The organism is Streptomyces caelestis (assembly GCF_014205255.1).
GTDB classification, from domain to species: Bacteria; Actinomycetota; Actinomycetes; order Streptomycetales; family Streptomycetaceae; genus Streptomyces; species Streptomyces caelestis.
In genome coordinates, this window is sequence record NZ_JACHNE010000001.1 from 3,513,148 (window position 1) to 3,529,248 (window position 16,101).

Below are 16,101 nucleotides of genomic sequence, written 5' to 3' on the forward strand. Positions count from 1 at the left end.
CCCCCACCGAGCCGGTGCCGTTCGGTCCGGTCACGCCTCGTCACCCTCACGCATCGGGACACGGACGCCCTTCTCCCGAGCCACCGACTCCGCGATGTCGTACCCGGCATCCACATGCCGGATGACCCCCATGCCCGGGTCGTTCGTCAGCACCCGCCGGATCTTCTCGCCGGCCAGCCTCGTACCGTCGGCCACCGTCACCTGCCCCGCGTGGATCGACCGCCCCATACCGACACCGCCCCCGTGGTGCAGGGACACCCAGGACGCCCCCGACGCCACGTTCACCATCGCGTTCAGCAGCGGCCAGTCGGCGATCGCGTCGGACCCGTCGAGCATGGCCTCGGTCTCCCGGTAGGGGGACGCGACGGAGCCGCAGTCGAGATGGTCGCGGCCGATGACGACCGGCGCGGCCAGCTCCCCGCTCGCGACCATGTCGTTGAACCGCTCGCCGGCCTTGTCCCGCTCGCCGTAGCCGAGCCAGCAGATACGGGCGGGCAGCCCCTGGAAGCGGACCCGCTCCCCGGCCATGCGGATCCAGCGGGCCAGGGACTCGTTCTCCGGGAAGAGGTCGAGGATCGCCTCGTCGGTCTTCGCGATGTCGGAGGCCTCGCCGGACAGGGCCGCCCAGCGGAAGGGGCCCTTGCCCTCGCAGAACAGCGGGCGGATATAGGCGGGGACGAAGCCGGGGAAGGCGAAGGCCCGGTCGTACCCGGCGAGTTGCGCTTCGCCGCGGATGGAGTTGCCGTAGTCGAAGACCTCCGCGCCGGCGTCCATGAAGCCGACCATGGCCTCCACGTGCCGGGCCATGGACTCGCGGGCCCGGGTGGTGAAGCCGGCCGGGTCCTTGGCGGCGGCGTCGGCCATGTCCTCGAAGGCGGTGCCGAGGGGCAGGTAGGCCAGCGGGTCGTGGGCGGAGGTCTGGTCGGTGACGATGTCGATCGGGGCGCCCATGGCGAGCAGCTGCGGCACCAGCTCGGCGGCGTTGCCGAGGACACCGATGGACAGCGGGCGGCGGGCGTCACGGGCCTCCACGGCGAGCCGCAGGGCGTGGTCCAGGGAGTCGGCCTTCACGTCCAGGTACCGGTGCTCGATGCGCCGCTCGATCGCGCGCGGGTCGCAGTCGATGCAGATCGCCACACCGTCGTTCATCGTCACGGCGAGCGGCTGGGCGCCGCCCATCCCGCCGAGACCGGCGGTCAGCGTGATCGTCCCCGCGAGGCTGCCGCCGAACTTCTTCGCGGCGACGGCGGAGAAGGTCTCGTAGGTGCCCTGGAGGATGCCCTGGGTGCCGATGTAGATCCAGGAGCCGGCCGTCATCTGCCCGTACATGGTCAGGCCGAGGGCCTCCAGGCGGCGGAACTCCTCCCAGTTCGCCCAGTCGCCGACGAGGTTGGAGTTGGCGATGAGGACACGCGGGGCCCACTCGTGGGTCTGCATGACGCCGACGGGCCGGCCCGACTGGACCAGCATGGTCTCGTCCTGCTTCAGCCCCCGCAGCGTCCACACCATCGCGTCGAAGGAGCGCCAGTCGCGCGCCGCCTTGCCGGTGCCGCCGTAGACGACGAGCTTGTCGGGGTGCTCGGCGACCTCCGGGTCGAGGTTGTTCTGGAGCATGCGCAGGGCGGCTTCCTGCTGCCATCCCAGGGCGCTCGTTTCCGTGCCGCGCGGCGCTCGGACAGGACCGGGGGGCGGCCCATAGGGCCTCGTTTGAGGGTGGTGGAGGGAGGCGGGCGGGCGGGGTCCTGACATGGTCTGCCTCCTGGTGGATGCGTGGTGCTCCCGGCGGGGTTGTTACTGCGGCTATTCACATCCTGGCCATCTGAATAGAGCTAGTCAATACGTCCGGGGGTCGGCGCGGCGGTGCCGTGGATGTTTGGCTGGATGCATGGGCGCACACATCGAGGGATCCGAGGCAGCCGGAGCGGACGTCAGCGCGGCGGGGGACGGCATGGGTGAGGACGGCCGGACGGGTGACTCCGGCGCCGGGCGGGCGGCCCGGCGGGACGAGGCGGTACGGGCCGCGGTGGAGCAGGGGCTGCTCGGGCCCGACACCCCCATCGTGGGGCTGCTGGACGTCACCGGCATCCGGGAGTCGGCGGCGGAGCTGCGGGTGGCGTTCGACGCGGTCGTGGCGCCGGGCACGCCCGTGCTGCACGCCTTCGCGGTGAAGGCGACCCCGCTGGTGCCGGTGCTGCGGCTGCTGCGCGAGGAGGGCATCGGCGCGGAGGTGGCGAGTCCGGGCGAGCTGGCGCTGGCACGGACGGCGGGGCTGGGCCCGGAGGTGACGGTGCTGGACTCGCCGGCCAAGACGCCCCGGGAGCTGCGCGAGGCGCTGGCGCTGGGCATCGCCGTCAACGCGGACAATCCGCAGGAGCTGGACCGCATCGACGGCCTGGTGAGGTCCGCGGCCGGCCGCTCCCCGATCGGGATACGGGTGAACCCGCAGATCGGCGGGGGTTCCATCGAGGCGACGTCCACGGCCACGGCAACGTCGAAGTTCGGCGTGGCGCTGCGTGACGAGGGTGCGCGGGAGTGGGTCGTACGGGCGTATCTGGACCGGCCGTGGCTGACCCGGCTGCACGCGCACACCGGGTCCCAGGGGGTCCCGCTGTCCCTGATGGCGCGGGGCGTGGCGGAGACGTACGAGCTGGCGGAGGAGATCAACCGCCGGGCCGGGCGGCGGCAGGTCGACACGCTCGACATCGGCGGCGGGCTGCCGGTGAACTTCGCGTCGGACGCGACGACGCCGACGTACGCGCAGTACGCGCGGATGCTGGCTGAAGAGGTGCCCGGGCTGTTCGACGGGCGGTACGGACTGGTGACGGAGTTCGGGCGGTCACTGCTGGCGAAGCACGGGACGGTGGTGGCGCGAGTCGAGTACGCCAAGAGCGCGGGCGGCCGGCCGGTGGCGGTCACGCACGCGGGCGTGCAGGTCGCGACGCGGACGGTGTACGCGCCGGGGGTCTGGCCGCTGAGGATCGCCGCGTACGACGCCAAGGGGCGCCCGAAGGAGGGTCCGGCCGTGGTGCAGGACGTGGCCGGGCCGGCGTGCTTCTCGGGCGACCTGCTGGCCGAGGGGTGTGCGCTGCCGTTGCTGGAGCAGGGGGACTTCGCGGCGGCACTGGATACGGGCGCGTACTACTTCGCGCATCACTACGCGTACAACTCGCTTGTCCGGCCCGGGGTTTACGGGTTCGGGCCGGGCAGGGAGGGGGGTGTCGCCTTCGCGGTGGTGCGAGAGGCGCAGACGGTCGAGGAGGTCGTGGCGGAGTCCGGAGGGGCGCAGGTCGATGCGCTGGTGGGCGGCCTGGCGCCGTGGGGGCTTTCGTAGCACCCGGCTTTCGTCGAGCCGGTCGCGCGCCCACGCGGCGGAGCCGCGCATCGGCACAGCCCCGCGCCCCTGAGTCGGTCTTTACCCGCCCGCTTGCACGAGCGCCGGCGTTTTCCTTCGCGACCCGCCCGGGGCAGCGTCACCCGCCGCGATGCCCGTGCCGCGGTAGCTCTTGACCCGCTTGCCCGCGGGGTCGCCCGCGCCTGCGCGCAGCCAGTCCACGCGCACCCACAGCAACACCTCGTCCGCGCCCTCACGGCGGCCCAGCCACGCGGCCTTCAGCCACAGGCCGGCGCCGCAGCCGGCCAGGAGCAGGCCGCCCGCGGCCGGCACGGCGAAGGCGCTGCCCAGGGCGGCGAGGGAGGCGAGGAGGAGCCACCAGCGGTGGAGGCGGCGCCAGTTGCGTGTGGTCACGGCCCGGTCCTGGAGTACGTCGTGCTTGCCGGCGCGGGCCGCGGACGCGGCCAGGGCGACGTACCGCTTGCGGCGTCCGTACGCCACGACGGCCGTCGCCAGGACGAACAGTGCCGCGCCGGCCAGGACGCCGATCCGGCGCCCGGTCAGCCCCGGCGTCGCCAGGCCGATGCCCGCCGCGAACACACCCAGCCACCACAGCGGTGCCGCTCCCGCTCGTACGACGACGGCGACCCGAGCCAGCCCTTGTCCTCCGCGCGTCACGTTCAGCCTCCGTTCGGTCTCCGAAGCGTCTGAAGGGCGTTTCAGGACAAGCACATTAGCGACACAACGTGAGACGAGTATGAGAAGGCGCCATGTGTGCCGTCAGTCCACGAACAGCCCCCGCGCCGCCGCCTTCACGTCGAACTCCTCCAGGCGGGACTGGGCCTGAGGCAGGTCGTCGCACATCGCCTCCAGCAGGACCCGGCCGAGCAGCATCGGGGCACAGGCCGTGTCGAAGGCGAGGCCGGTGCCGACGGCGGCGGGGAGCAGCAGGTCGGACACCTTGGCCACCGGCGCGAAGGCGGAGTCGGCGACCGTGACGACGGTCAGCCCGGCCTGTCGTGCGTAGTCGAGGGTGTCGACGACCTCGCGGGGGTGCCGGGGCAGCGCGAAGCAGAGCAGCGCGGTCGCACCGGCCCGGACGGCGGCGTCGATGCGGTCGTGAAGCATCGTGCCGCCCTCGTTGAGGAGCCGTACGTCGGGGTGGACCTTGGCGGCGAAGTAGGCGAAGCCGTGCGCCTGGGCGGCTGCCGCCCGCAGTCCGAGGACGGGGAGCGGTCGGGAGGCCGCGAGGAGACGCCCCGCCCGCTCCACGGGCCGGGGATCGGCCAGGGCCTCCGCCAGGTGCCGCAGGTTCTCGATCTCGGCCTCGACGGCCTGCTGGTACTCGTTGGAGGACCCGGCGTCCGCGGCGGGTTCGGCGGGGGCGACCTCCCGCAGATGGCGGCGCAGGGCCGGGTAGCCGTCGAAGCCGAGGGCGACGGCGAAGCGGGTCACGGACGGCTGGCTGACCCCGGCCAGTTCGGCGAGTTCCACGCTCGACAGGAACGGCACGTCGGCGGCGCGCCGCACCATGCTGTGCGCGATGCGCCGCTGGGTCGGCGTCAGCCGGTGGCCCTCGAAGAGCGCCTGCAACCGCGCGGCAGGGCTGTCGGTCACGCTCATGACGTGCTCCCCCTCGCCTATTCAGTAGCTGAGGATTCTGCATGAGCATATGCAGACCGGCAAGCGGAACCGTAGGGCCGGCCCGGCCTCGGGCCCGGCAGCCCCAGGCTGGACAGGGGGGCTAACCCCAGTGCGGCCGCCGCCCCCGCTCCCTACCGTGAGTGACATGACCGGAATGGACGCGCGGGACACCGACCTGAAGAAGGAACTCGACGCCACCCTGCAGGCGCGCAGGGAGCTGGGCGAGGAGTACGAGTCGGCGCTGGTCGACTCGTTCCTGGAGAAGGTCGACCAGCGGATCGACGGCGCGGTGGAGCGCCGGGTGCGCCGGCAGCTCGCCGAGGAGCAGATGCAGACGGCCCGGGACTCCCGGTCGCCGGGGGCCATGGACTCCTGGGGCGAGCGCTTCGGCTTCGGGATCGTCTCCCTCGTCCTCGCGGTGCCGCTGTCCGCGATCGGCGGGGGCGTGGCCCATCTGCCCGGCCTGCTCACCGCCTGGGCGGGCATCGTCGGCGTCAACGTCGTGCAGGCCGCCCGCACCAACCCGGGCCTGTTCGGCCGCCGCGCGTCCTCCCGGCACAGCGGCTGGGAGGACTGAGCGGGCACACGCCGTTCAGACCTGGCGTGTCGGCAGCGCGACGATCTGCCGCAGATTGACCCGGCGCGGGCGGCTGGTCACGTAGACCACCAGGTCGGCGAGCTCCTCGGCGGACAGCGCGCCCACCTCGTCCACCATGCCCGCCACCTGCCGGGCCAGCTCCTCGTCGACGATGTGCGTGCGCAACTCGCTCTCGACGATCCCGGGCTCGATGTTGGTGACCCGGACGTCCCGCGGCCCGAACTCGGAGCGCAGGGCCTGCGACAGATAGGTGACGGCGGCCTTGGTCGCGCCGTACACCGCGTAGTTCGCGAAGCTGACGTGCGCGGCGATGGACGAGATGTTCACGACGTCGGCCGTACGGCCCTCCGCGGCCGCGCCCACCAGGTCGCCGGTGAAGGCGCCGGTGATCCGCAGTACTCCGGCGACGTTGGTGTCGAGCATCCGCTGCCACTCGTCGGCGCGCCGGGCGTCGACGGGGTGCGGCAGCATGACGCCGGCGGAGTTGACGACCAGGTCGACGGGCCCGTACTCCGCGTGGATCCGGTCGGCGGCGTCGGTCACGGACGCCTCGTCGGTGACGTCCGCGACGACGGCCAGGGCCTGCCCGCCGTCGGCGCGGATCTTCCCGGCGATCGCCGCCAGCCGTTCCGCACGCCGGGCCAGCAGCGCCACCCGTGCGCCCTGGGCGGCCAGCAGCACGGCGACGGCCTCACCGATCCCGCTCGCGGCTCCGGTGACGACGGCGGTACGGCCGGCCAGGTTCTCGTACGGCATGGAGTGTCCCCTCGGTGGTGGCCGGGGCGTCTCCCCGGCCTCGTCCACCACCCTCGGCTCCCTCGGCGGCCGCACCCAGGGCGCCGCTTGTCCTGGGTCTGGCAATACCAGGTTCGCCGGCCCCGGGCCGCCTAGGCTCGGACCCATGGACGGAGAACTGGGAGACTTCCTGCGCTCGCGCCGCGCCCGCATCCAGCCGGAGGAGGTCGGGCTGACGTCGTACGGCCGCCGTCGTGTGCCGGGTCTGCGTCGTGAGGAGGTGGCGCAGCTGGCCGGGGTGAGCGTCGACTACTACGTCCGTCTCGAGCAGGGCAGGGGCGCGAGCGTCTCGGATGCCGTGCTGGACGCGGTCGCGCGGGTGCTGCGGCTGGACGAGGCGGAGCACGAGTATCTGCGGGCGGTCGCCCGGCCCCGCCGGCGGACCGAGGGCACTCCGGCCGCGTCGCGGGTGCGACCGGGTGTCCAGCTGATCCTGGACGGCATGGACCGCAACCCGGCGTACGTCCTGGACCACCGCATGGACGTCCTCGCCTGGAACGCCCTCGGTGACGCCGTGGTCGGCTTCAGCGACAGAGTCCCCGGCGACCGCAACCTGCCCCGCCGCGTCTTCCTCGACCCCACCGCCCGCGACCTCTACCCGGACTGGCCGGCGACGGCCTCCCAGACCGTCGCCCACCTCCGCCTCAACGCGGGCCACCACCCGGACGACCCCGCCATGGGCAGGCTCGTCGGTGAACTCTCCCGCGCCAGCGACGACTTCCGCCGCCTGTGGGCCGACCACCTGGTCAAACCCTGCGACCACGGGGTGAAGCAGGTCCGGCACCCGGTCGCGGGCCTGCTGACCCTCCCGTTCGAGACCCTCACGATCCCGGCGGCCCCGGACCAGACGATCGTGGCGTACGCGCCGCAGCCCGGCTCGGAGACGGCGGAGCGGCTTGCGCTGCTGGGGAGTTGGGTGACGAGCCGGGCCGGCTGACTCCCGCAGGACAAACAGGCCGGCTGACTCCCGCAGGACAAACAGGCCGACTGACGCCTGGGACAAACAGGCCGGCTGACGCCCGCAGGACGAACGGCTCGGCTGACGCCGCACAAAGAAATGCGCGGGGACCGCCGCACCCCCGTGACCGGGGGGCGGGACGACGGCGGTCCCCGCGTAAGACGCGAACCTGGTCAGGCCGGGCTTGCGCGTCTGTGACGTCGGTGGAGGTCCGGGAGCCGCTCCGGAGGTCCTTGACGCCAACGGCGCCGGCCGGGGCGGGGAGCCGCTCCCGCCCTGCCGACACCCACTAATGTGCAGGACCCGTGTTAAGCGGGTGCTGCGCGAACGTGACGCGCTCGTACCACTTCCGCGAAGCCCACGAAGATCGCGGACGAACGGCAAGTGCGCCCGGTTAACGGGGGGTTCACCGGCCGTTCGCCGTCACTTCGCGGACCGGGCGAGGAAGGACAGCAGGTCCTGCCGGCTGACCACACCGGTCGGCTTGCCCTCGACGAGGACGATCGCCGCGTCCGCCTTGCCGAGGACGGCCATCAGGTCGGCGACGGGTTCGCCGGAGCCGACCTGGGGCAGCGGGCCGGACATGTGCTTCTCCAGCGGGTCCTCCAGCGAGGCGCTCTTGCTGAACAGCGCGTCCAGCAGCTCGCGCTCCACGACCGAGCCGACGACCTCGGCGGCCATCACGTCGGGGTGGCCCGCGCCCGGCTTGACGACCGGCATCTGCGAGACGCCGTACTCGCGCAGCACGTCGATGGCCTGGCCGACCGTCTCCTCCGGGTGCATGTGGACGAGGGAGGGCATGTGGTCGCCCTCCTTGTCGTTCAGGACGTCGGCGACGCGGGCGCTGGGGCCCGCGTCCTCCAGGAAGCCGTAGTCGGCCATCCACTCGTCGTTGAAGATCTTGCTGAGGTAGCCGCGGCCGCTGTCCGGCAGCAGGACCACGACGACGTCGTCCTCGCCGAGCCGCTCGGCGACCTCCAGCGCGGCCACGACCGCCATGCCGCAGGAGCCGCCGACGAGCAGGCCCTCCTCCTTGGCCAGGCGGCGGGTCATCTGGAAGGAGTCCTTGTCGGACACGGCGACGATCTCGTCCGCGACGGTCCGGTCGTAGGCGGTGGGCCAGAAGTCCTCACCGACACCCTCGACGAGGTACGGCCGCCCGGACCCGCCGGAGTAGACGGACCCTTCGGGGTCGGCGCCGATGACCTTCACCTTGCCGTCGCTGACCTCCTTGAGGTAGCGGCCGGTCCCGGAGATGGTGCCGCCGGTGCCCACGCCCGCCACGAAGTGGGTGATCCTCCCCTCCGTCTGCTCCCACAGCTCGGGGCCGGTGGAGTGGTAGTGCGAGAGGGGGTTGTTCGGGTTGGAGTACTGGTCGGGCTTCCAGGCCCCGGGCGTCTCGCGGACCAGCCGGTCGGAGACGTTGTAGTAGGAGTCAGGGTGCTCCGGGTCGACGGCGGTCGGGCAGACGACGACCTCGGCGCCGTACGCGCGCAGCACGTTGATCTTGTCGGTGCTCACCTTGTCGGGGCACACGAAGATGCACTTGTACCCCTTCTGCTGCGCCACGATGGCGAGGCCCACCCCGGTGTTGCCGCTGGTCGGCTCGACGATCGTGCCGCCCGGCTTGAGCGCGCCGGACTCCTCGGCCGCCTCGATCATGCGCAGGGCGATGCGGTCCTTCACGGAACCGCCGGGATTGAAGTACTCCACCTTGGCCAGGACGGTCGCCCTGATGCCCTTGGTCACGCTGTTGAGCCTCACCAGCGGGGTGTTGCCGACGAGACTGATCATCGAGTCGTGGAACTGCACCGTTGTCTCCGGTTGCCGCAGAAATGGTCTTAGTTGGTGCCGCCAGCCTATGGCCTGCCGGTCATCCGTGACGGTCGTTCACTCGCTGTTGAGATTGGACGACGGGCTGTACGGGGCAAGCACTGGGTGTACGGGTTCGAGGAGGTGGCGGCGACGCATGACGAGTATGTCGAGGGCGCGGGTGGCCCGGCGGATCGCTGCGGGTGCGGCGTACGGCGGTGGCGGGATCGGGCTGGCCGGGGCGGCCGCCGTGGGGCTGGTGCTGGCGGAAGTGCAGCTGGCGCGGCGCCGGGTGGGCAACGGCAGGTCGCCCCATGTGCCGAACGCGGACGGCCGGTACGGCCGTACGTACGCCAGTCCCGGTGAGGTACCGCTGCGGCTGACGATGCTGGGTGACTCCACGGCCGCCGGCCAGGGTGTGCACCGGGCCGGGCAGACCCCGGGCGCGCTGCTGGCCTCGGGCCTCGCGGCACTGGCGGAACGCCCGGTGGAGCTGCGCACGATGGCGACGCCCGGGGCCTGCTCGGACGACCTGGACCGCCAGGTGGCCCTGGTGCTGGCCGACCTCGATCCCGTGCCGGACATCTGCGTGATCATGATCGGCGCGAACGACGTCACTCACCGCATGCCCCCGACCCGCTCGGTCCGCCACCTGTCCGCGGCGGTCCGGCGGCTGCGCACGGCCGGTGCCGAGGTCGTGGTCGGCACCTGCCCCGACCTGGGCACCATCGAGCCGGTCCAGCAACCCTTGCGCTGGCTGGCCCGACGGGCCTCCCGCCAGCTGGCGGCCGCCCAGACGATCGGAGCCGTCGAACAGGGCGGCCGCACCGTGTCCCTGGGCGACCTGCTCGGCCCCGAGTTCGCCGCGAACCCGCGCGAGCTGTTCGGCCCGGACAACTACCACCCCTCCGCCGAGGGCTACGCGACGGCGGCGATGGCGGTCCTGCCGACCGTCTGCGCCTCTCTCGGCCTGTGGCCGGCCGAGGAGGAGCGCCCGGACGCCTCCCGCCGCGAGGGCTTCCTGCCGGTGGCCCGGGCGGCGGCGGAGGCCGCCTCGGAGGCGGGTACGGAGGTCGCGGCCGCCATGCCGAGCGGCCCGAGGGGGCCGTGGGCGCTGCTGAAGCGCCGCAGGCGCCGGCGGGTACCCGAGCAGGAACCGGCCCCTGTCACACCGTCGAGCTGAGGGAAGGCCGGCTGAGCGGCCCGGACCAGGAAAAAGCAAGCGCTTAGAAAACTGCGGTCAGGGTCACACCGCCACACCCGTGACCCAGGCCATACGTACGGGTAACTTCCCAGACAGCCCAGCCAGACCACCCGGTACGTCAATGGAGCCGTGATGCCCGAAGCCGTGATCGTCTCAGCCGCCCGCTCCCCCATCGGCCGCGCCGTCAAGGGCTCCCTCAAGGACCTCCGCCCGGACGACCTCACCGCCACGATCGTCCAGGCCGCCCTGGCCAAGGTCCCCGAGCTGGACCCGAAGGACATCGACGACCTGATGCTCGGCTGCGGCCTGCCCGGCGGCGAGCAGGGCCACAACCTCGGCCGTATCGTCGCCGTGCAGATGGGGATGGACCACCTGCCGGGCTGCACCGTCACCCGGTACTGCTCCTCCTCGCTCCAGACCTCCCGCATGGCCCTGCACGCCATCAAGGCCGGCGAGGGCGACGTCTTCATCTCGGCCGGCGTCGAGATGGTCTCCCGGTACGCCAACGGCAGCTCGGACATACCCGGCACGCACAACCCGCTCTTCGCCGAGGCCGAGGCCCGCACCGTCGCGACCGCCCAGTCCGAGGGCTCCACCTGGCACGACCCGCGCGAGGACGGCCTGCTGCCCGACCCGTACATCGCGATGGGCCAGACCGCCGAGAACCTGGCCCGCGCCAAGGGCGTCACCCGCCAGGACATGGACGAGTTCGGCGTCCGCTCCCAGAACCTCGCCGAAGAGGCCATCAAGAACGGCTTCTGGGAGCGCGAGATCACCCCGGTGACCCTCCCCGACGGCACGGTCGTCTCCAAGGACGACGGCCCCCGCGCCGGCGTCACCCTGGAGGGCGTCCAGGGCCTCAAGCCGGTCTTCCGCCCCGACGGCATGGTCACGGCCGGCAACTGCTGCCCGCTGAACGACGGCGCTGCCGCGCTCGTGATCATGTCCGACACCAAGGCCCGCGAGCTGGGCCTCACCCCGCTCGCCCGCATCGTGTCGACCGGCGTCTCCGGCCTCTCGCCCGAGATCATGGGCCTCGGACCGGTCGAGGCGAGCAACCAGGCCCTGAAGCGGGCCGGGCTGACCATCGGCGACATCGACCTGGTCGAGATCAACGAGGCGTTCGCCGCCCAGGTGATCCCCTCCTACCGCGACCTGGGCATCCCGCTGGAGAAGCTGAACGTCAACGGCGGCGCCATCGCCGTCGGCCACCCCTTCGGCATGACCGGCGCCCGCATCACCACCACGCTCATCAACTCCCTGCAGTTCCACGACAAGCAGTTCGGCCTGGAGACGATGTGCGTCGGCGGCGGCCAGGGCATGGCCATGGTCATCGAGCGCCTCAGCTGAGCACCGCACCGTAGCCGCCATAGCACGTGCGGTGAGGCCCTGACCCAGAACCCCGGAAACCCCGGGGTTCTGGGCTGTTTTGTGATCCAATCTCCCCCAGGATGTGACCTATCTCCCTCTACGCGAGGAGAAGCCCAGGTCACAGCAGCACCACCCGCTCCCCCGACACCGAAGCCCTGTCCGTTTCGTGACGTTACGCACTGACAGCTGGTTAGTCCGCCCTTCAAGCTGATGTAGGAAGTCGGGGGTCGACTTTGAACCGGGAGTACGTCAGTGAGCGCCATGCCGATCGCCTTGCTGGTCACCACGGCCGCCACGGGCGCCGTGGGGGTCGCCGTCCTGCGCACCGTCCTGCAGCTGCGCCGACAGGTCGCGGCCCTGCACACCGCGCTGGCCGAGAACCGCGCCGCCACCACCCGTGCCCTGCTGCCCGCCGCCCGCACGCATGCCGACACCGACGAGATACGGGCCGCCGTGGCGGCGGCGCTCGCGGAGGAACGCGAGCGGGAGCTCGCCGAGGCGCGGGCGTTCTGGGCCGCCCAGGAGGCCCGTGACGCCTCCGACGCACCGCCCCTGCTGGGTCTGCCCGACGTCGACCTGTTCCTGCCCCGGCAGGCCGATTTCGCGGGCCTGGAGTCGGTGTCCGAGCCGAGCGCGGACACCGAGGAGCCGGCCGCCGACTCCCCGGAGCTGGCGGCGGCCCGCCGTCGTCACCCCTCCCACCCGGACTTCGTGCCGACGCAGTCGCCGGTGGTGAACGACCACGAGCGCACGGTCGCCACGCTGGAGGAGCTGGCCGCCTCGCGCGTGGAACTGACGGACGTCCGCCCGGGCCCGCTCGGCACCCTCGACGTCTACGTCTTCGCCGACGGCACGACCCTGTGCATGACCCCGGGCCACCGGGAGACGGCGGAGCGCCTCGCCACCGCCCTGCGCGCAGGCGAGACCCCGACCCTCCTGGGCGGCTCAGGCGTCTCGGGCGCCTACACCCTGACATTCGAGTGCGGCAAGGAGAACGTCTACATCCTGGCCGACAGGGTCATCGCGTCCCTCTGAGGGACGCGGGGCTGTATCGACATGCGGCTCCGCCGCGTGGGCGCGAGCAACCCAAGACCACCCGCACCCGCCGACGAAACGGGTCACACCCCCGCCCGCTTCTGCGCCTCCTCGACCAACCGCACCGCTTCATCGACGTCGGCATCACTGGGAATCACAACCGCCAGATCATGCGCGGCAACGGTGATCTGATCTGCCGCTGCAAACATCCCCGCATCCGGCATCACCCGAGGCTCCGCCTCAGGAGCCTCCAGCACCTGCGCCCTCCGGGCCAACTCCCGGGCCAGCCCGAGAGCCTCAGCGGCAGCACCTCGCTGCAACCGGCTCTGGGGCGCGGCCCTCAAACGATCGGCGAAGTGATCCACCGCACGGGTCAGAGGCGTCGTATCAACCACGCCGCGAGCGTACGCGTCGCACCGGGACTGTTGCCAACGGGCGAACACTCAGGCACGGTGACCTGAAGGACCGGCTTACATCCCAGCGTCCGGAGGCGCCGATGTCCCAAGTCTTCTCCGAAGAGACCCATCGCAACATGCTCGCCCGCATCCCCCACTGCACCGGTCGTGAGATCTCCGACTGGCTTCGCACCGTCGAAGAAGGCCCGGCACTCTTCCGCTTCGAGGAAAAGGTCAGCTGGCTCCGGCACGAACACAACCTCGCGTACGGCCACGCCAAGGCGATCATCCACGAGTACGACCTGAGGAGGGCCGCGCGCAAACTGCTCTAGGCGCGGACACGTCTCGACGACGGAGCCGCCCGGCAGACGCCGAAGGGCCCCGGCCGGAGCCGGGGCCCTTCGCGCACGACGCGTCGGAGACTAGTCGTTGCTGTTGAGGATCGAGATGAGCCTCAGGAACTCCAGGTAGATCCACACCAGCGTCAGCGTGAGGCCGAAGGCCGCGAGCCACGCCTCCTCACGCGGGGCGCCGTAGGCGACGCCGTCCTCGACCTGCTTGAAGTCCAGGGCAAGGAAGCAGGCGCCGAGGATGATGCCGATGATGCCGAAGACGACACCGAGGGCACCGCTGCGGAAGCCGAGGCCGTCACCGCCGCCGAACACCGCGAACAGCAGGTTCACCATCATCAGCATGATGAAGCCGAGCGCGGCCGCCATCACGAAGCCGTAGAAGCGGCGGTTGACGCGGATCCAGCCGGCCTTGTAGGCGATCAGCACACCGGCGAAGACCGCCATGGTGCCGATCACGGCCTGCATGGCCGCGCCGTCGGCGATGCGGCTGTCGACGATGTTGGACACGACGCCGAGGAAGACACCCTCGAACGCGGCGTACGTCAGGATCAGCGCGGGCGAGGCCTTGCGCTTGAAGGACTGGACGAACGCCAGGACCATGCCGATCAGCGCGGCGCCGATACCGATGCCGTAGCTACGGCTGATGTTGGCGTCGTCGACCGGCAGCAGGGCCCAGGAGAGCGCCGCGGTGAGGATGAGCACACCGAGCGTGCTCGCCGTGCGCAGGACGACGTCGTCGATGGTCATCCGGCCGGTGGTGGCCGGAGCCTGCGGCGGCGCGCCGTGCGCCAGGTCCTGCTGGGCGTAAGGGTTCTGCGCGTACGGGTTCTGCGCGTAGGGGTTGCCCGTCGGCTGTGCGTACGGGTTGCCCTGGGTGGCGACAGCGGGACCCCCGGCCTGCGGCGCGGTGTTGAAGCCCGCGTAGCCGTTGTCGCGGCTGAACCCCCGTCGCGAGAAGACCGGGTTTCTGCTCCTCATTTCACTCCTCCATGGCCAACACTGCGTGACCTTGGCTCAAGAGTAATAGGTAGGCAAAGGAATGACCCTAGTGCTTGGGGAGGATCTTTCCCTCGTCGTGCTGCGCAACACGCTACGCGGCTTCGTGATTCCCCTCATCGGAGGGGGTCATTCATCACCAAGCTGCGACACGTCCGGAACCGGACGGAGATCACCCGCTGACGCCGTCCTTACGTCACCCGGGGCATCACTCGAACGAGAAGCCCGTGTACCCCTCGGCCAGGTCGGTCTCGGCGGCGCGGGAGGAGGCGATGCGTTCCAGCCGGGCGAGCTGGATCCGGTCCTCGAAGCCGGTCGCGCCGGGGGCCCGGTGCAGAAGGGTCGTCATGTCGTAGGAGAACCGCTCGGCCTGCCAGATCCGGCGCAGGCAGGTCTCCGAGTAGGTGTCGAGCAGCTCCGGTGAGCCGGTCTCCTGCCGGTGGGTCAGGGCCCGGGCGAACGTCACGACGTCACCGACGGCGAGGTTCAGCCCTTTGGCGCCGGTGGGCGGCACGATGTGGGCCGCGTCGCCGGCGAGGAAGAGGCGGCCGTGGCGCATCGGCTCGTGGACGTAGGAGCGCATGGGCGTGACCGACTTCTGGGTGATCGGGCCGCGCTCCAGGCGCCAGTCGTCGGCGGTCTCGAAGCGGCGCTCCAGCTCGTCCCAGATCGCCTCGTCGCTCCACGTCCCGGCGTCGGTGCCGTCGGGCACCTGGAGGTAGAGGCGGGAGACGGACGGTGAGCGCATGGACAAGAGGGCGAAGCCGCGGTCGTGGCGGGCGTAGACGAGCTCGTCGTGCGAGGGCGGCACGTCGGCGAGGATGCCGAGCCAGCCGAAGGGGTACGTCCGTTCGAAGACCTGGGTCAGTTCGTCCGGGATCGCCTTGCGGGCCACGCCCCAGAAGCCGTCGCAGCCGACGACGTACTCGCACTCCAGGACGTCCTCGCGGCCCTCGTGCCGGAAGCGGACGCGCGGGGCGTCGGTGCCGGCGTCCTCCACGGCCAGCGCCTCCGCCTCGAACAGCAGCGGGCCGCCCTCGGCGAGCTGGAGGGCGATGAGGTCCTTGCAGACCTCGGTCTGGGCGTAGACCATCACGGAGCGGCCGCCGGTGAGGGCGGGGAAGTCGACGCGGTGGCGCCTGCGGTCGAAGCGCAGTTCGATGCCGTCGTGGCGCAGCCCCTCGCGGTCCATGCGCTCCCCGGCACCGGCCGCGCGCAGTACATCCGCCGTGCCCTGCTCCAGGATCCCGGCGCGCTGCCGCCGCTCGACGTAGGCGCGGTCGCGGCTCTCCAGGACGACCGAGTCGATGCCGGCGTTGTGGAGCAGCCGGGCGAGGAGGAGGCCGGCGGGGCCGGCTCCGATGATGCCGACGGTGGTGCGCATCGGACGCCTCTTCTCATCCGTTCGTGTGGTGAAATTTTCTTCACCGTTGTGGGATGTGAGTCTCTGACGGCATGCGACCGCTGTCAACGGGCACGCCGCGAACTTCTCAATGGACCACACAGGGATCGGAAGGTGCCCGGAGCCGGACTCGAACCGGCACGCCCGCGAAGGGGCAGCGAGGTTTAAGCTCGCCGTGTCTGCATTCCACCATCCGGGCAGGCCATG

At 71.6% G+C, this 16,101-nt stretch carries 15 protein-coding genes and 1 tRNA gene; 7 read left to right on the forward strand and 9 right to left on the reverse strand.

Features of this window, described 5'->3' with window-relative positions:
- Positions 1-30: 30 nt before the first annotated feature.
- Entirely contained in the window at positions 31-1,749 is a 1,719-nt protein-coding gene (gene hutU / locus HDA41_RS15820; RefSeq protein WP_184984488.1) for a urocanate hydratase, read from the reverse strand.
- 199 nt (positions 1,750-1,948) lie between these two features.
- Between hutU and HDA41_RS15825 the strand changes: the two genes are divergently transcribed.
- Positions 1,949-3,331 (forward strand): type III PLP-dependent enzyme domain-containing protein, encoded by a 1,383-nt coding sequence (locus HDA41_RS15825; RefSeq protein WP_184993430.1) that lies wholly within the window; start codon positions 1,949-1,951, stop codon positions 3,329-3,331.
- Positions 3,332-3,412: 81 nt separating this feature from the next.
- On the opposite strand, the gene HDA41_RS15830 is transcribed toward HDA41_RS15825, so the two are convergent.
- Positions 3,413-4,009 carry a hypothetical protein gene (locus tag HDA41_RS15830; protein WP_184984490.1) on the reverse strand — a complete coding sequence of 199 codons (597 nt, stop codon included), beginning with the start codon at positions 4,007-4,009 and terminating at the stop codon, positions 3,413-3,415.
- Positions 4,010-4,111: 102 nt separating this feature from the next.
- Positions 4,112-4,954 (reverse strand): MurR/RpiR family transcriptional regulator, encoded by an 843-nt coding sequence (locus HDA41_RS15835; protein WP_184984492.1) that lies wholly within the window; start codon positions 4,952-4,954, stop codon positions 4,112-4,114.
- A 175-nt stretch (positions 4,955-5,129) separates the two neighbouring features.
- Here HDA41_RS15835 and HDA41_RS15840 point away from each other — a divergent pair, with 175 nt between their 5' ends.
- Positions 5,130-5,552 (forward strand): hypothetical protein, encoded by a 423-nt coding sequence (locus tag HDA41_RS15840; RefSeq protein ID WP_184993432.1) that lies wholly within the window; start codon positions 5,130-5,132, stop codon positions 5,550-5,552.
- 15 nt (positions 5,553-5,567) lie between these two features.
- Here HDA41_RS15840 and HDA41_RS15845 read toward each other — a convergent pair whose 3' ends face one another.
- Positions 5,568-6,329, reverse strand: coding sequence for an SDR family oxidoreductase (locus tag HDA41_RS15845; protein ID WP_184984494.1), 762 nt, complete (start codon positions 6,327-6,329; stop codon positions 5,568-5,570).
- Between the two features lie 145 nt (positions 6,330-6,474).
- Here HDA41_RS15845 and HDA41_RS15850 point away from each other — a divergent pair, with 145 nt between their 5' ends.
- The gene (locus HDA41_RS15850) at positions 6,475-7,305 is read left to right on the forward strand and encodes a helix-turn-helix transcriptional regulator (RefSeq protein ID WP_184984496.1); all 831 of its coding nucleotides are present in this window, start codon (positions 6,475-6,477) and stop codon (positions 7,303-7,305) included.
- A gap of 444 nt (positions 7,306-7,749) precedes the next feature.
- Here HDA41_RS15850 and HDA41_RS15855 read toward each other — a convergent pair whose 3' ends face one another.
- Positions 7,750-9,138 carry a cystathionine beta-synthase gene (locus HDA41_RS15855; RefSeq protein WP_184984498.1) on the reverse strand — a complete coding sequence of 463 codons (1,389 nt, stop codon included), beginning with the start codon at positions 9,136-9,138 and terminating at the stop codon, positions 7,750-7,752.
- 157 nt (positions 9,139-9,295) lie between these two features.
- On the opposite strand from HDA41_RS15855, the gene HDA41_RS15860 reads away from it, so the two are divergent.
- The 3 genes from HDA41_RS15860 (at position 9,296) to HDA41_RS15870 (ending at position 12,748) form a co-directional block, all read left to right on the forward strand.
- On the forward strand, positions 9,296-10,321 hold the full coding sequence (locus HDA41_RS15860; protein ID WP_184984500.1) for an SGNH/GDSL hydrolase family protein: 1,026 nt from the start codon (positions 9,296-9,298) through the stop codon (positions 10,319-10,321).
- Between the two features lie 153 nt (positions 10,322-10,474).
- Positions 10,475-11,692, forward strand: a complete 1,218-nt coding sequence (locus HDA41_RS15865) for an acetyl-CoA C-acetyltransferase (protein ID WP_184984502.1) — start codon at positions 10,475-10,477, stop codon at positions 11,690-11,692.
- Between the two features lie 273 nt (positions 11,693-11,965).
- A complete protein-coding gene (locus tag HDA41_RS15870; RefSeq protein ID WP_184984504.1) occupies positions 11,966-12,748 on the forward strand; it encodes a hypothetical protein in 783 nt (260 codons plus the stop codon).
- A gap of 83 nt (positions 12,749-12,831) precedes the next feature.
- On the opposite strand, the gene HDA41_RS15875 is transcribed toward HDA41_RS15870, so the two are convergent.
- Positions 12,832-13,143: a hypothetical protein gene (locus HDA41_RS15875; RefSeq protein WP_184984506.1), complete on the reverse strand. Its 312-nt coding sequence runs from the start codon at positions 13,141-13,143 to the stop codon at positions 12,832-12,834.
- Positions 13,144-13,244: 101 nt separating this feature from the next.
- Here HDA41_RS15875 and HDA41_RS15880 point away from each other — a divergent pair, with 101 nt between their 5' ends.
- The gene (locus HDA41_RS15880; protein ID WP_059424410.1) at positions 13,245-13,475 is read left to right on the forward strand and encodes a DUF4287 domain-containing protein; all 231 of its coding nucleotides are present in this window, start codon (positions 13,245-13,247) and stop codon (positions 13,473-13,475) included.
- A gap of 90 nt (positions 13,476-13,565) precedes the next feature.
- Here HDA41_RS15880 and HDA41_RS15885 read toward each other — a convergent pair whose 3' ends face one another.
- The 3 genes from HDA41_RS15885 to HDA41_RS15895 form a co-directional block, all read right to left on the reverse strand.
- Positions 13,566-14,474: a Bax inhibitor-1/YccA family protein gene (locus tag HDA41_RS15885; RefSeq protein WP_184984507.1), complete on the reverse strand. Its 909-nt coding sequence runs from the start codon at positions 14,472-14,474 to the stop codon at positions 13,566-13,568.
- 226 nt (positions 14,475-14,700) lie between these two features.
- The gene (locus HDA41_RS15890) at positions 14,701-15,876 is read right to left on the reverse strand and encodes a 4-hydroxybenzoate 3-monooxygenase (protein ID WP_184984509.1); all 1,176 of its coding nucleotides are present in this window, start codon (positions 15,874-15,876) and stop codon (positions 14,701-14,703) included.
- Between the two features lie 133 nt (positions 15,877-16,009).
- A tRNA-Leu gene (locus tag HDA41_RS15895) sits at positions 16,010-16,093 on the reverse strand.
- Positions 16,094-16,101: the final 8 nt, after the last annotated feature.